The sequence below is a fragment of the Aerococcus viridans genome (genome assembly GCF_001543285.1).
Taxonomy (GTDB): Bacteria; Bacillota; Bacilli; order Lactobacillales; family Aerococcaceae; genus Aerococcus; species Aerococcus viridans.
This window is the reverse complement of sequence record NZ_CP014164.1, coordinates 1,693,664-1,709,794: the sequence shown is the minus strand read 5'-3', so window position 1 is coordinate 1,709,794 and position 16,131 is coordinate 1,693,664. Positions and strand designations below refer to the sequence as shown.

13 protein-coding genes and 1 pseudogene are annotated in these 16,131 nt (G+C 39.1%); 13 read left to right on the top strand and 1 reads right to left on the bottom strand.

Annotated elements, in window-relative coordinates:
• Positions 1 to 177 precede the first annotated feature (177 nt).
• From map to AWM76_RS08050, 6 genes are all read left to right on the top strand, one after another.
• Complete coding sequence (gene map / locus AWM76_RS08075; RefSeq protein WP_003143031.1) at positions 178 to 933, top strand: type I methionyl aminopeptidase; 756 nt, start codon at positions 178 to 180, stop codon at positions 931 to 933.
• Positions 934 to 1,145: 212 nt separating this feature from the next.
• Positions 1,146 to 2,759, top strand: a complete 1,614-nt coding sequence (locus tag AWM76_RS08070; protein ID WP_003143030.1) for an LCP family glycopolymer transferase — start codon at positions 1,146 to 1,148, stop codon at positions 2,757 to 2,759.
• A 69-nt stretch (positions 2,760 to 2,828) separates the two neighbouring features.
• On the top strand, positions 2,829 to 3,821 hold the full coding sequence (locus AWM76_RS08065) for an LCP family glycopolymer transferase (protein ID WP_003143029.1): 993 nt from the start codon (positions 2,829 to 2,831) through the stop codon (positions 3,819 to 3,821).
• A 123-nt stretch (positions 3,822 to 3,944) separates the two neighbouring features.
• Positions 3,945 to 4,841 carry a ribokinase gene (rbsK, locus tag AWM76_RS08060; protein WP_003143028.1) on the top strand — a complete coding sequence of 299 codons (897 nt, stop codon included), beginning with the start codon at positions 3,945 to 3,947 and terminating at the stop codon, positions 4,839 to 4,841.
• A gap of 347 nt (positions 4,842 to 5,188) precedes the next feature.
• A complete protein-coding gene (locus tag AWM76_RS08055) occupies positions 5,189 to 6,157 on the top strand; it encodes a GMP reductase (protein ID WP_003143027.1) in 969 nt (322 codons plus the stop codon).
• A 196-nt stretch (positions 6,158 to 6,353) separates the two neighbouring features.
• The gene (locus tag AWM76_RS08050; protein WP_039935883.1) at positions 6,354 to 7,334 is read left to right on the top strand and encodes a DNA/RNA non-specific endonuclease; all 981 of its coding nucleotides are present in this window, start codon (positions 6,354 to 6,356) and stop codon (positions 7,332 to 7,334) included.
• Positions 7,335 to 7,387: 53 nt separating this feature from the next.
• On the opposite strand, the gene AWM76_RS08045 is transcribed toward AWM76_RS08050, so the two are convergent.
• A complete protein-coding gene (locus AWM76_RS08045) occupies positions 7,388 to 8,911 on the bottom strand; it encodes an FAD/NAD(P)-binding protein (RefSeq protein WP_003143025.1) in 1,524 nt (507 codons plus the stop codon).
• Between the two features lie 259 nt (positions 8,912 to 9,170).
• Between AWM76_RS08045 and brnQ the strand changes: the two genes are divergently transcribed.
• The 7 genes and pseudogenes from brnQ to AWM76_RS08010 all read left to right on the top strand — a co-directional run bounded on the left by brnQ (position 9,171) and on the right by AWM76_RS08010 (position 16,097).
• Positions 9,171 to 10,526 (top strand): branched-chain amino acid transport system II carrier protein, encoded by a 1,356-nt coding sequence (brnQ, locus tag AWM76_RS08040; protein WP_003143024.1) that lies wholly within the window; start codon positions 9,171 to 9,173, stop codon positions 10,524 to 10,526.
• 403 nt (positions 10,527 to 10,929) lie between these two features.
• Positions 10,930 to 11,337: a DegV family protein gene (locus AWM76_RS11085; protein ID WP_003143023.1), complete on the top strand. Its 408-nt coding sequence runs from the start codon at positions 10,930 to 10,932 to the stop codon at positions 11,335 to 11,337.
• Between the two features lie 92 nt (positions 11,338 to 11,429).
• Positions 11,430 to 11,780: pseudogene (locus AWM76_RS11080) on the top strand (DegV family protein); the annotation flags it as partial.
• 92 nt (positions 11,781 to 11,872) lie between these two features.
• Positions 11,873 to 12,745: a DegV family protein gene (locus AWM76_RS08025; protein WP_003143021.1), complete on the top strand. Its 873-nt coding sequence runs from the start codon at positions 11,873 to 11,875 to the stop codon at positions 12,743 to 12,745.
• 11 nt (positions 12,746 to 12,756) lie between these two features.
• Complete coding sequence (locus tag AWM76_RS08020; RefSeq protein ID WP_003143019.1) at positions 12,757 to 13,212, top strand: NUDIX hydrolase; 456 nt, start codon at positions 12,757 to 12,759, stop codon at positions 13,210 to 13,212.
• 201 nt (positions 13,213 to 13,413) lie between these two features.
• A complete protein-coding gene (locus tag AWM76_RS08015; protein WP_003143018.1) occupies positions 13,414 to 14,190 on the top strand; it encodes a tyrosine-protein phosphatase in 777 nt (258 codons plus the stop codon).
• Positions 14,191 to 14,261: 71 nt separating this feature from the next.
• Positions 14,262 to 16,097 (top strand): polysaccharide biosynthesis protein, encoded by a 1,836-nt coding sequence (locus AWM76_RS08010; RefSeq protein ID WP_003143016.1) that lies wholly within the window; start codon positions 14,262 to 14,264, stop codon positions 16,095 to 16,097.
• The last annotated feature ends 34 nt before the right edge of the window (positions 16,098 to 16,131 follow it).

The following is a 16,131-nucleotide window of genomic DNA, read 5'->3' as shown; positions in this document are numbered from 1 at the left end:
GCAAAAACGTTTTATTACTAACTTAATCATACCAGTTTAATAGGGTAAAAGCCAAATATTATCACTAAAAGTTATAAAAAATAAAACGGTTACATGATATAATGGATGATTGATTAATTTTATTCCGTTTGATTTTAGGGTATAATGAACGTGAATATAAAGGAAGGACGAGAGTGAATGATAACATTAAAATCTGCCCGTGAAATAGAAGGCATGAAAAAAGCAGGAGCTTTACTAGCTAGTATCCATGAACAATTGCGTCCAATGATGGTTCCTGGTGTAACCACAATGGAAATAGAAGCCTTTTTCGATAAGAAAATTACTGAAGCAGGTGCTATTCGGGAACAAGTAGGCTTTGAAGGTTATGAATATGTAACTTGTATTTCTATTAATGATGAAATCTGTCATGGCTTTCCATTTCCTGATCGCGCTTTAAAAGATGGGGACATTGTCAGTGTAGATACTGTCTTATCTTTAGATGGATACTTTGCCGATTCTTGCTGGACTTATGGTATCGGTCAAGTGGATGAAGAAGGTCAGCGTTTAATGGACGTTACTAAGAAAGCATTAGCAATAGGTATTGAACAGGCACGTGTAGGTAACCGTATTGGTGATATTGGTGCGGCTATTCAATCTTATGTCGAAGGGGAAGGTTTCTCTGTGGTACGTGAGTTTGTGGGTCATGGTATTCAACCAACTATGCATGAGGGTCCATCAGTACCACATTTTGGTGTGGCTGGAAAAGGGCAACGTTTACGTGCCGGCATGACGATAACCATTGAACCAATGGTAAATACTGGTAAATGGCAATCCAAAATGGACGGTAACGGTTGGACTGCCCGCACAATTGACGGCGGACGTTCAGCACAGTATGAGCACACCTTAGCCATCACTGAAGATGGGCCAATTATTTTAACGCAACAAAAAGATTAAGTACCATAACGGAACCATTAAGGGCAGTCTTGCAAACTTAATGGTTTTTTTGGCATATATAATTATTAAGATTATTTAAATTGAAATGAAGTTAAATTTCATTATGCTATAATGTAAATTGGTATAGATTGCTTAAGTTTCACAAGATAAACCAGATATTTTTAGCAAAGAAAACCCAGCAATTTTCCTAATAATTCTCCAGAGGAGCGCTTATGACAAAGCAAGATAATCAAAACAATCAAGCCCCTAGTCGCCGTAATAATAAAAAAGCGAATTCATTCAGTTTAAAGACCCTTACATCCTCAAAATGGATACCCAAAGAAAAGAAAACCTATTGGATTTTAGGTGCTGCAGCTGTGGTAGTCGTTATATGTGCGAGTGCATTTAAAGTATATGCTGATATTTCTGGATTCGGTTCTGATATTTATGAGGATGTGAATTCAGCGCAACTTCGTGATGCAGATGCCCAATTAAAAAATGGTCAACCAATTACTATTTTACTAACAGGTCTTGATAGCGGAGCGCTTTATTACGAGGATGTTGAGGAGACGCGGACGGATGTAATGATGGTCTTCACCATTAATCCAAAGACTAACGAATCAACTGTCGTATCTATTCCAAGAGATGCCTTAGGGGTCCAAAGTGATACGGATGAATTTGATAAATTAAACCATGCTTATATGAATTATAATGGGATTGAAGGGACAATCAACTCCCTACAACGCTATTTAGATATACCAATTGACTATTATGTGAATGTCAATATGCAAGGGTTTATGGACGTGATTGATGCCCTTGGGGGTGTGGATATTACACCCACCTTAACTTTTACTCAAAATGACGTTTCTTTTACAGAAGGCGAAACACGCACCTTATCTGGCATAGAAGCAATGCAATACGTACGGATGCGTAAATCGGATCCTGAAGGCGATATTGGCCGTGAAAAACGACAACAACAATTCATCGAAGCGGTAGTAGATAAGGTCATTTCACTTGGAACAATTACCAATTACAATGACATCTTAGATGCCGTAGGCGATGATATTAAAACAAATATTACAGTAGATAATATGTTTGTCTTACAAGCCAAATACCTGCCAGCTTTGGATAATTTAAATAAATTAGTCTTTGATGACTATGTTGACCTAAACCTTGATTTTGGTTATTACATGTTAATTCCTGAATTAGAGCGTTTAGAAAATATATCTATCATGCAAGACAACATCGATTATGAAGCGACTAATTCAGCCATCGTTTATCCTGTTGAGTATGGGGTTGCATCAACCTACTTCCCAGTGTCTGACTTAAATTGGGACGGCATCTTAACAGATGACGAGATGGCCGTTCAACCAGGTGTATATTCAAGGGAAGACTTGAATGAACTGGTCAAATACATCTTTGGTTATTCAATTAATGACTACTTAGAATCAACAGGGAACACGGACTTACTCGATGAAAATGAAGATCAAACGATTCCGACGACTTTAGATGAGGAATTGCTAGAACATATTACTGCTGGTTTTGACCCAAGTGGCACTGTGACTGAGGAAACTAGTAATGACTTGAATACTTACGGTGACCCAACTATTGAAGAAGACACGGGCACATATTACGATTCATCTACTTATTCAGAAACATCAGATTATACAGATACCTATAGCGACACTTATAGTAATGAAGCGGCGGCGACATCAGAATCAACGACAGTACCTGAAGAAAGCGTGCCAGAAACGGGTCAACAAGCACCTGCCACGTCAGAAGCGCCGGTTACATCTGAAGAACCTGTGACCGATATGCCTGTTGAAGAAAGTACCGTTACAGAATAAATCATACAATACTAAACAGCATAAAATTTGTAAAAGTTTTTATATCTATCTTTGAGGAGGAGGGATTATATGGCAAATAGAGAAAGTCGCCATCGTAGAAGTCAAGGGGAAGCGTATCATGAGGAGCGTCCTCGTAAGAAACGTCGTAGCTTATTAGGTTGTTTTGCTTGGGTATTGTTAGCCTTTTTAATTATTGGAGGCGGGATTCTTGCATACTCATACTACCGAATTGACCAAACAGGAGACGCGATTTACCAACCAGCGGACGCTGATGGTGCGGAACCGGTAGAAGAAGTCCGTGAAAAAGAAGTGACTATTTCGGATAAAGAACCAATTTCTATTTTACTTATGGGGATGGACTCAGGGGGGACGAGAACAACTGATGAACAAAATACTGACGTCATGATTCTTGTGACCATTAACCCGAATACACAAACTGCTAAAATGGTATCCATTCCACGTGATACTTATGTTTCAAGTATTGATTTCAAGATTAACGGTGCTTATGCCATGGCCGGGGGGGCATCTGGTTCAATCAATGCAGTTCAAAACCTATTGAATGTACCGGTTGACTACTATGCCTTAGTGAATATGACGGGTATGATGAACATCATCGATGCAATTGGTGGGGTATCCTTATACAATGATTTCAGTTTCTCTCAAGATGAATATACCTTCCCAGAAGGTCAAATTACCTTGGAAACAGGTGCTGAAGCTTTAGCTTATGTCCGTAACCGTTATGATGATCCAGATGGTGACTATGGACGTGCTGACCGTCAACGTCAAGTGCTATTAGCTATCTTAGATAAGTATTCTGATGTGTCTAATATTGGTAGTCTAGGTAGCTTGTTCGACACAGTACAAGCCAATGTGGTTACTGACTTAACTGTTTCAGATATGACCCAATTAGCCTGGAACTACCGAGTAGATTCTGAAAATGTGGAATCTACTACTTTAGTAGGTACTGGCGATATGTCGACAGGTATTTACTACAATATCTTATCTGAATCACAAATTTCAGAAACCTCTGCAGAACTTAGAGATCATTTAGAATTAGAATAGTTGAATATCTGTACAATGGGAGTCGTGTGTAGTGCGCGGCTTCTTTTTTTTGAAAAATTCTGCCTAGTTGGCATGAATAACGTATAATATAGGTAAGAATGATACATGAGGAGGAATGTTTAAATGATTGGTGTAATTGGTAGTATTTCGACAGATTTCGTTGTAACGACAAACCGTGTGCCAAAGCAGGGAGAAACTGTATACGGGCAAGCTTTTGAAACAACTTTTGGTGGAAAGGGGGCTAACCAAGCGGTAGCAGCTGCTAGACTAGGTGGTCGAGTTCAAATGTTCGGTTGCGTTGGTGGCGACCAATTTGGACAAGAAACTAAGGCGAATCTAGCAAGAAACGGTGTGGATGTGACAGCTATTAAAACCATTGAAGATACCACTACAGGTTCTGCCCATATCACGGTTTTTGAAGGGGACAATGCTATCGTTTATGTGCCTGGTGCCAACCAAGAAGTGACAGTTGATTATTTGAAATCAGTGGAAGCGGACTTGTTAGCTTGTACCTATTTCGTTATTCAAAATGAAATTCCCATGCCATCTATTCAATATTTGATTGACCTAGCAGACGCGCATGATATTAAAGTAACTTATGATCCAGCGCCTTTTATTGAGATTGACAAGGCCTATTTAGAAAAAGTGGACTATTTATTGCCAAATGAAACAGAAGCCAAAGAGATGTTTGGTGACCAAGATGTTGATGCTTTATTGGGCCAATATCCAGCGCAATTATTGATTACCATGGGTGGTGACGGGATCCGTTACCATGATGGGGAAGTAGCTGTCCATGTGCCAGCGATTAAAGGGGAGGTAGTGGATACAACAGGTGCTGGCGATACCTTCTCAGGTGCCTTCACTGTGGCCTTATCTAAAGGGAACAGTTTAGCTGACGCCATTCAATTTGCCTCAATTGCAGGTTCTTTATCAGTACAAAAATTTGGTGCTCAAGGTGGTATGCCAACGATTGATGCTTTAAAAGCGCATGAAAAATTTAATGATAGCTGGCAAGTATAAAGGTAGATTTTTTTGCAAGAGGGAGACTAGTGATAAGCTAGTTTCTTTTTTGTTTAAATAAAAATGTTATGAGATTAATAGTTCGTCTTTTAATATTAATTCTACGAGGTCAAAACCGCTTGTTTTGAATTTAGTAATGTTCGGATTGATTCTAAAGTTTAATGTTCGTTAATAAGTGAAAAAGACAGTCTAATTATGCCTTGATTCGGATAAAATTTTACAAATTGCTAAAAAATTGAATAAATAAAACTTGCAATTCAGAAAGTTAGTCTGTAGAATACGAATTGGTGTTTACGGACACCTTTTGTTGTTGAAGATATTGATAGAGAGAAAGGCGAGTTGAATTCGTGGAAACTTTTGATTATGAACAAGTCCAATTAATACCTGCTAAATGTGTGATTACAAGCCGTAGCCAGGCAGACACTTCAATTGAATTTGGAGGTCGTGAATTTAAAATACCAGTTGTGCCAGCAAACATGCAAACTGTATTAAATGAAGCGTTAGCTGAAGAATTGGCCCGCAAAGGTTACTTCTATATTATGCACCGTTTTGAACCAGAAAAACGTATGCCATTTATCAAGCATATGAATGCTGAAGGTTTATTTGCGTCAATTTCTGTTGGTGTAAAACCAGAAGAATATACTTTCATCGATGAAATCAAAGCAAGTGGTGAACGCGTAGACTACATTACAATTGATATCGCTCACGGTCATTCTGAGACTGTTATCGATATGATTAAATACATTAAAGAACAAATTCCAGAGACATTTGTGATTGCTGGTAACGTGGCAACACCTGAAGCAGTGCGTGATTTAGAAAACGCCGGTGCTGACGCGACTAAAGTAGGGGTTGGACCTGGTCGTGTATGTATCACTAAAATCAAAACTGGTTTTGGTACTGCTGGTTGGCAATTACAAGCGATTAAATTATGTGCTAAAGCAGCACGTAAACCAATTATTGCTGATGGTGGTATTCGTACAAATGGGGATATCGCAAAATCTGTAAGATTCGGTGCATCTATGGTAATGATTGGTTCACTACTAGCTGCCCACGTTGAATCACCAGGTGAAACTGTAGAGGAAGATGGTGTAACTTACAAAGAATATTTTGGTTCAGCATCTCAATTCCAAAAAGGGATCTACAAAAACGTTGAAGGTAAAAAAATGTTGATTGAAAGCCGTGGTAGCTTATGGCATACCATGCGCGAAATGGAAGAAGATTTACAATCGAGTATTTCATATGCTGGTGGTCGTGACCTAGGAGCTTTACGTACGGTGGATTACATGATCGTACCAACTATTTACAACGGTGACTAATTTTAAGCCCGATACTATAACCATCGTTAATCATAAAATTTTACAGGGGCTGTGGCTAAAAGCTACAGTCCTTTTCTTGACGAAAAATTCGGATAAATTGGCTTGTCAGCCATGAAAGTGCTGGTCCTTTTGCCCAGAAAAAATGGAAATATGGTATGATAAAAGGCAGATATTTAGTGAGAGGGAGGTGTTGTTGGTGGTTGGTAGAAATCAAAATGGTCCTAAGGATAAGCGGTTATTTGCCATGCTGGTTCTGGCGGGATTAATCCTATTTCTATGGGTTGGTAACCGGATGGCGGAAGAGCGGTTAGCTGAGCCAGTTGAGGTGGCCAAAGAGGTATCCCGGACGTCGTCGATTTACCAGGAGATATTGGAGGACCATCAATTAGCGTCTGAGTCGTCGCGGGTGCGTCAGGCTGATGAAGGGAATAAGAACGATCAAGCATCTTCTTCTATAGAAGATAGTAGTGGGAATGGGGCAAGTTCTTCATCTGAATCAGAATCAAGTGGTGACTCGGCGTCTGAAAGCCAACAAGGGGCACCTTCGCTGGAAGAGGCTGAGGATTTAGGTCAGCTCTACCACCAAAACCCACCTAGTGTGCCGGGCGGGCAGGCTTATGTTGAAGTAAATGACAATGTGCCGATTTTTTCGGATGCGGATTTGACGGATGTTGAAGAAGCCTGGGAGCGGTATAGCCCTTTGGATGATTTGGGTCGGGTGTCTGAAGCCAATGCCTTGTTAGGGGCGGATTTGATGCCGGCTGAATCGGAACAACGAGAAGCTTTGACCGCAATTACCCCAACTGGTTGGCAACAAAACCGGTATGATATTGTATCGGCTGGCTGGTTGTATAACCGAAGTCATTTGATTGGTTTTCAGTTGACTGGTCAGCAGGATAATTTGCTGAACTTGATGACTGGGACTAGGTATTTCAATGTGGAAGGTATGCTTCCTTTTGAAAACTATGTGGCTGCCTACGTGGAAGATAGTGAAAATCATGTCCGCTATCGGATTACCCCTTTATTCATGGGGGATGAACTCCTGGCGCGCGGGATTTTCATGGAGGCCTATTCCATTGAGGATGATGGAGAATTGCAGTTTCATGTCTATATCCCAAATGTTCAACCAGGGATTGAGATTGATTATAGCGATGGGTCCAATCAATTAGCAGTATAAAATAAAGAGTCTGACTTGATTAAGATTCATTGCGATCAAGTCAGACTCTTTATTTATTTATACGCTTTTACTTGCCAATCTAGAAATTGTTTTGCGACTTGTTGTCCAAAGGCAAAAGACATTTTTGCATTGTTGTTTCCGTATTGTGTAGTCATAATCCAACGCCCTGATAAGAAGAGGTTGTCGAGCGTTCCATACCGTTGAGAAATGACTTGTCCTTGAGGCCAGGTTATAAGCACACCACCGTCTAAGGCAGGGGTAAATAAGTCACGATCAACCATGTTTTTTATGAATATATCTTGCTGTGTTGCCGGCAGTAATTGACTTTCAAATCCAGCTGCATTCACTAGAATATCCACATGCTTGCTTGAACCGTTCTCAAAAATCAGTTCAAACCCACCGTCACTATGCGGTTTGATATCCGCCAGTTTACTTTGGAAGGTCACTTTTCCCTCATCATACCACCGCATAATATCCTCTAGGGCTTCATGTATCATTTGGCTTCTGAAATGTTCAAAAATAGGCATATATTCTTGCTTGTATCTATTGCGGTCCAGTACCGACATGCCCATGTATATATAAGGTAAATAAGGGGTGACAATACCTGCATAAATTTGGAATATATGTAAATCGCGATCGTAGTGGGCTAATTCTTGACGAATCTGCGTGATAGAGCCACTACTATATCGGTCAATTACGCGTTTAACATCTACATGATTAACTGCCATATCTCCCATAAAAGTTTCCAATATATTATCTAGTGGAATATAACCATTATGGGCTGACTGCTGATTTTTAATCCAATCCATATTAAAAGTAGCCTGAATATAACCATCATATGGCCCTTGTTTAACAGAGGAGAATGGTGTAGATCGTGTAAAGAAGGTAATTGAACGAGCGAGTTGCCCAGCATAGTGATATTGCAAGTAACGCATAACATCTAGACCAGTTAAGCCGGACCCAATGATGCCAATCTTTTTATTTGGATGAATAGCGGCAAGTTTCTCATTTACGGGGTACGGATCATGGATATATCCACTGTGCCCCATTAAGTGATAGCGATCTGCATAAGGTGGATGCCCAATATTTAAGAAAACGACGTTATAGATGGTGTTCTGCCAATGACCATCAGCTGTTTGTAATTGATAGTGGTAATTCTTTTCCTGGCTGCCTGTAATATGACTACCTGCTTGATCTACAACTTGGATGTCTTGAATACGTTGGTAATGGATATGAACGTGGTCATTGTCTAAATAATGTTTCATACGATCTTTTAGATAATCACCGTACATTGCACGGGGGATAAAGGCTCCTGGATTACAGTATTCTTTATGGTGGTATGACAACCAGTCTAATAAATCATTAGGATTATCTGCTTCGATAGACAAATCTTTCGCATATGAATTCATTACTAACTTATGGTCGTCCTCTTGATAGGGGAAACCACTGCCTAAGGACGTAGATTCATCATAAATATCAATTGTTAAGGACTGCTTTGGATGTTGGTTTTTAAAATCAATTAGGGCTTTTAGGGTGCCATTTCCAGCTACACCTAATCCTACAATCGCGATTTGCATAGTGTTCTCCTTAAATGTTGTTAAAAAATTTGTTGTAGGGACGAAAGGATATTGAAATATATTTGATTATTGCGTCTACTTTCCCCATCCTGTTAACGCTATAAATTATAGCATATTCCTATATTTTATAAGAAAATCCTACGAGATATTTGTAAATCAAAAGAGGATAGGGTTAAAATTCCCTAAATTTTATCTTAATGTAATGTTGTTTTATGTTAGGATATGGTATTTTTGTTGAATACGAAAAGGAGTTACACTTATGAAACCAAATTTGAAGAGACAATTGACAATGCGTGAACTCATTGTGGTGGCTTCGACCTTGTTTGGCTTATTTTTTGGTGCCGGTAATATCATCTTCCCTGTCTTGATGGGACAAATGGCCGGTGACCATGTTTGGCAAGCAAGTCTAGGCTTTATTATTACTGCAACTGGGCTACCTTTACTAGCAGTAGCTGCTATGGGGATGACACACTCAGAAGGTGTCTTTCATTTAGCAAGTAAGATTTCTAGAAAATATGCATACTTTTTTACGGTAGCACTGTATTTAACTATAGGCCCATTCTTCGCTAGTCCAAGGACGGCATCTGTATCTTTTGAAGTGGGTTTTGCGACAACAAGTTTTGCTGGGTCACCTGTCGCTTTATTGATTTATTCAGCCTTATTTTTCGGGGTAGCCTTAGCTTTATCTCTTCGACCGTCTAATATCATGGATTATATTGGTAAGTTCTTAAACCCCGTCTTCTTAGTTTTCCTAGCTGTCATTTTTGTTCGTGCATTTACTATGCCAGAAACGAGTGTGGCTGAAGTTGACGCGATTGGCAACTATACAAACCAAGCCTTTTTCCAAGGGTTCCTAGAAGGGTATAACACCATGGATGTCTTGGCGGCCTTGGCATTTGGGATTATCATTATCCGGTCAATCCGCAAATTAGGGATCAACGAACCTAAAGCCTTAGCTAATTCAACCGTTAAATCCGGTTTGTTAACTGCTATATTAATGGGCTTAATTTACTTCAGTTTAGCCATCTTAGGCACACAAAGTCGTGGCTTTATTGATGTTCAGGAAAATGGGGGCGTCGCGCTTTCATTGATCACCCAACACTACTTTGGTACAGCTGGTTCAATCTTGTTAGCCATTGTGATGGTATTTGCTTGTTTGAAAACAGCTATTGGATTAATCGTAGCCTGTGCAGAAACATTTGAAGAGCTATTCCCAAATAAATTATCATTAGCACAATGGACAATTTTATTTGCGGTCTTATCATTTGTCGTTTCAAACGTTGGTTTAACAACGATAATCGGCTTATCAACGCCGGTATTAATGTTCCTATATCCACTGGCAATCTCACTTGTGATTTTAGCCCTATGTGAACCCGTCTACACCAGTAAGCATGTCTACCGCTGGGTAACTGGCTTTACTATGGTTGCTGCCTTGTTTGACTTCATCAAAACATTACCAGAGGGTATTTTCAATCTAATTGGTGGAGACGCAATCGGTCATTTCGCCCAAGCAGTCTTACCATTCTACGCCTACGGATTCGGCTGGCTAGTCCCAGCACTTCTTGGGCTTGTTATAGGTATTATCCTTACTGAAAAAGATAAAATAGCGAGTTAAACGAATCGATAACACCTCTACTTCTTGATTTGAAGTGGGGTGTTTTTTGTTTGCAACATTCAACTATCGTTTAGAAACTTTATAGAGGCTATTTTTTATTGCATATATTAACTGTTACGTATGCCAACAAAAATATAGTAAATGTATATTTTCTTCTAGTGCCTTGATAACAGTGTCCTTTAAATGCCTATCATCTGTAATAAAAATACTACTGAACTTGAAGCGCGCTGCAATGACTAATGAAACTTTACGAACAATCTAGTTATGGGAACTAGGAAAAGGGGTAAGTGTTAAAACTTGCCCTTTTTTTTGACTCGCGGTCATGGTAAACTATGTCGACACCATTTTTAGTACAATGATGTATTTTTAAGGAGACTCATATATATGAAAACAGCAATTATCGTTGACTCAACAGCAACTTTACCAGAAGACCTTAGCAACTTGGAAAATGTATTCCAAACTAAAACTGAGCGTTATTTTTCCAGACGGGGAAGTCCGTGAAGATTCTAGTGATCCCCAAGTGATTTCCGACTACTACAATCAAATAGAAACAATGACAGTACTGCCTACAACATCACAACCGACAAACGGCCAAATCTATGACGTATATGAAGAAATCGTCAAAGCGGGCTACGATGAAGTGTATGGCGTGGTCATTTCAGGTCAATTAAGTGGGACTAAATCGTCATTAGAAGCTGTGTCACGTGAATTTACTGACCAAGTAACGACCCATATTATCGATGCTAAATCGACTTCAGGGGTATCGCAACACCTTGTTCGCGAATGCTTACGTTTACTAGAAGCAGGCTAGGAGGCGGAAAAAATCGTCCCAGCTTTAAAAAAGGTAGCAGATGAGACAGAAACTTATATTATGGTAGGATCATTGGATAACTAGTAAAAGGAGGCCGGTTATCAGCTGCCGGTGCCTTCTTTGGTAACCTATTAAAAATCACACCTTTAATTAAAATTGACCAAACGGGTGTGCTAGAAGTGATTGATAAAATCCGTACTGACCGTAAAATGAAAGAAAAATTCAAAGGAATTTACGAGACTGCCCACGCTAAATATGGTCACCGGTTACATGTATCTGTAGCCCACTCAAACGCTTCAGAACGCGCCTTAGAACTTGTTGCCAATATGTCAGATGATATGGATATGTCACAAGTAACTGTCTCTGCATTAACGCCGGTTGTAGGGACCCATGTAGGGAACGGTTCGATTGGAATCTTTTTAGTGGTAGATGCCGAATTGTAAAACGGGAGAAAAATGCGATTTATCGCATTTTTTTTGTTATAATATACTGTAAATCAACACAGGACACCAAGTGTTACAAGGAGGAAAATATTATGCGCTCAGCAATCATTGTAGATAGTACATCCAGTTTGCCTGACGAATTAAAAAACCATCCCGATGTGTACGAGGTAACTTTAAAGATTGCTTTTAAAGATGGCGAAGTGATGGATGATACCACTAACGAAATGAGTTTGAAACACTTTTACCACAAAATGGTGAGTGTAGCCGAATTGCCAACCTCATCTCAACCCGAACCAGCGGACTATTACCGAATTATGGATCAACTAGTAGCCAAGGGTTACGACGAGGTTTATGGGGTCTTTATGTCTAGCAAACTGAGTGGGACCTTCCAAACAGCCCGTATGGTCATGCAAGAATATCAAGATCGAATCAATGTCCACTTAATCGATACCAAGGCTGTATCTATTATCATTGCCCACGAAGTGAAAGAATTGATTCGTTTGATTGAATCAGGCTATAAGGCTGAACAAATTATTCCAGCTATGAACCAAATGATTCAAGATTCAGAAATTTATGTCTTTATTGAAGATTTAAACAACTTGGTCAAAGGTGGCCGGGCCAAGGCAGCCTCAGCCTTTATCGGGTCTGTATTAAAAATCTATCCTATCCTACGATTTGAAGATGACGGGACAGTAGATGTTTTTGAGAAGATCCGTACTGAAGGAAAAATTAAAAAATCTTGGTTGCGTATCTATGAAGAAGCGCGTGCGCAATTTGGTGACCGTCTGCATTTAGGCTTTGCCCACGGTGATGCCTATGATAAAGCCATTGAATTCAGAGACTTTTTCCTAGAAAACTATCCAAATGAAGACATCATTATCCGATATTTAACACCCGTTTTAGGGGTTCACGGCGGTAAGGGTGCATTGGGTATGGGGATACTAGTAGACGCTGACTTAGACTAAGTGGAGGCTATATGTTATCAACACTTATTTACTTGGAAAATGACTTGGATCAATACTTGATGCTCCACCGGACGAAAAAAGCCAACGACGTCAACCATGGGAAATGGATTGGTATCGGCGGCAAATTTGAACACGGTGAATCACCTATGGAATGCTTGGAAAGAGAAGTTAAAGAAGAAGCTGGCCAAAAATTAAAAGCAGCCGTTTTCCGGGGGATAGTCACTTTTATCTATGCTGACCAAGAACCTATGTATATTTTCTTATATACGGGTCAATTAGAAAATAACGAGGTCGGACAAACCAGAGAAGGGGACCTAGCTTGGGTAGACAAGGATAAGATTTTTGACTTAACCCTTTGGGAAGGCGACCGTATTTTCCTCAAAGAATTGATTGGGTCATCTACATTGATGGATATAAAATTGGTATATGATGAAAATGATATTTTAAAATTGGTTGAAAAGCGGTAGAGTATATAGTAGTGAAAAATGAATGATTATTGTGAAATTGTAAGGTGACTTCACCAATTTTTTACATATAAATTGTTTACATATAGTATATTGTAGAAATGAAAATTGCCCTAATTACAAAAAGATTCATATATCCTGAATCTTTTTTAGGTATGTAGTGATCACAATACTTCATTCACTAAATGAAAAGGAGGGAATGTAATGATAGATATCCATAATCATATATTACCAGGCGTGGATGATGGCGCTAAAGATATTGAAATGGCAATAGAGATGGCGAATGTCGCTGTTCAAGAAGGGATTACCCATATCTTAGCCACACCCCACCACCGTAATTCAGAGTTTGTTAATGAACGTAGCAAGATTGAAGAAGCTGTTGGGCAACTGCAAGTAGAACTTGACCGCAGAGGCATTGATTTAGTTGTATTCCCTGGTCAAGAAATCAGACTCCACGGTGAGTTGTTAGACCACATTGACCAAGGTGAAATTTTATTTACAGATTTAGATGGCCATTATGTTTTAATTGAATTTCCAAGTCATGAAGTACCGCATTATGCGGAACAAGTATTCTTTGATTTATTGTCACGAAATATCCGTCCGATCATCGTTCATCCGGAACGAAATCAAAAGATTATTGAAAAACCAGAAATATTAAATCGTTTTGTGGAGATGGGGTGCTATGCACAGTTAACAGCAGCTTCATATTTAGGGGAGTTTGGTTCAGGTGTTGAAGAAACGAGTCGTTTGTTGATTGAAGACAATCTTGTCCATATGCTCGCTTCAGATGCCCACCGTCCACATGGACCTAGGGGCTTTAATATGGAGGCGGCTTTCAATAAAATGCAGGCTGAGTATGGGACTCGTATTGTATTTGATTTTAAAGCCAATGCGAAAAGTTTGGTGAATGGGGATCCAATGATCACCAATTTTGTTTTAGACCAACCAAAACGTAAGAAGAAATTCTTTGGTTTGTTTTAGTTTGTTGGATTATAGTTTGAAATCAATTGATCAGGAAAAAGAAAAGCACAAGTTGGGAGCGTAACGCGCAAATGAATTTTTCTAAATACCAAAAATATTCGATACTAGCGATTGCTGATTTTGTATCGATATTAGTCGCTGGTTTTGTCGCATATCTATTACTTGAAATTTATGTTGGTTTAACCTTATCAGTGACGGTAGGTTTATCTATTATCTATTTCATTACTTATATACTAGCTAGTTTAGGAACCAAAAACTACAATTTAATTATTCGCTATATGAGTTTTAAAGGGGCTTCAGATTTACTGATTACCCATTTTATTGCGTCAATTTTAACCCTAGCGTCAGTAGCAATCATTTATAGAAGTTTTTCCATTCGTTTTGTTTTTTTATTAACTGTATTTGCTATAGGCCTAACCTTTTTATCACGAGCTACATGGCGATTAACAATGGACCGTAGAGAAAACATACCAAATGGTGAAAGTGTCTTTGAACCAACTTTACTTGTAGGTGCAGGTCGAGGTGGGAATACTTTCCTTAAACAATTTAAAAATGATGGAGCTTACCGATTCGTTGGCTTTGTAGATGATGATAAAGAGTTATTACATAAGAAATTGGATAACTTGAGCATCTTAGGTTGCATTAAAGATATTCCAAGTATTATCGAACAATACCATCTACAAAACATCATTATTACGGCACCAACCCTACCAAGTGAAAAGATTGAACAAATCTTAGACTGGGGTATTGAATACGACGTGGATGTGCGTCAAATGCCTTCAGTTGAAAAAACATTATTAGGTTACCAAATGGATACAACTTCTGGGCCACAAGAAATTTCAATTTCTGATTTGTTAGGTCGTGACGAAGTGGAATTAGACGATTCAGATGCCTTCCGTCAAATCTCTGGTAAAGACATCTTAGTTACAGGTGCTGGTGGTTCAATTGGTTCTGAAATATGTCGTCAGGTAGCTAAATTCGCACCAAAAACGATTTATCTTTTAGGTCACGGAGAAAACTCAATCTACTTGATCAACCAAGAGTTCGCTCAAAAAGACTTACCAAATACCCGGATTATTCCAATCATTGCGGACGTTCAAGATAAAGAACATATTGAACAAATCATGCAAACCTACAAACCAGATATCGTTTACCATGCAGCAGCCCATAAACATGTACCGCTAATGGAAGCTAACCCAACTGAAGCAGTGAAAAACAATGTCTTTGGAACATTGAATGTAGCAACCGCAGCGAAGAATGCCAATGTTGATGTCTTCGTTATGGTATCCACTGATAAAGCTAACAACCCACCTAACGTAATGGGAGCTTCAAAACGAATCGCTGAAATGCTAGTAACTGGTATGGATAAAGTTTCAAACCATACGAAATTTGCAGCAGTACGATTCGGTAATGTATTGGGTTCGCGTGGTTCAGTTATCCCTGCGTTCAAGAAACAAATTGAAGAGGGTGGCCCGGTAACTGTTACAGACTTTAGAATGCGTCGTTACTTTATGACGATTCCTGAAGCTAGTCGCTTAGTTATCCAAGCTGGCGCTAAAGCAGAAGGTGGGGAATTGTTTATCTTAGATATGGGTAAAGAAGTCCTAATTCTAGATCTTGCTAAGAAAATGATTAAACTATCAGGCTTTACTGAAAAAGAAATTCCAATTGTTGAAAGTGGTATTCGACCTGGTGAAAAACTTTATGAAGAACTGCTACTGACTGATGAAACAACTGGTCAAAAAGTTGATGATAAGATTTTTGTTGGAAAAATTACCAGTCAGCCAATTGAAGAAATTTATGAATTCGTTGAATCATTAGACTTAACAGCGGTTAACGATGATACCTTAAACAAAAAGTTAGTTGATTTTGTTCACCGTGATGCGAAAACATCTGAAAACGGATAATGAGAATCAAGTGAAAAATACCAGGAACCACAAT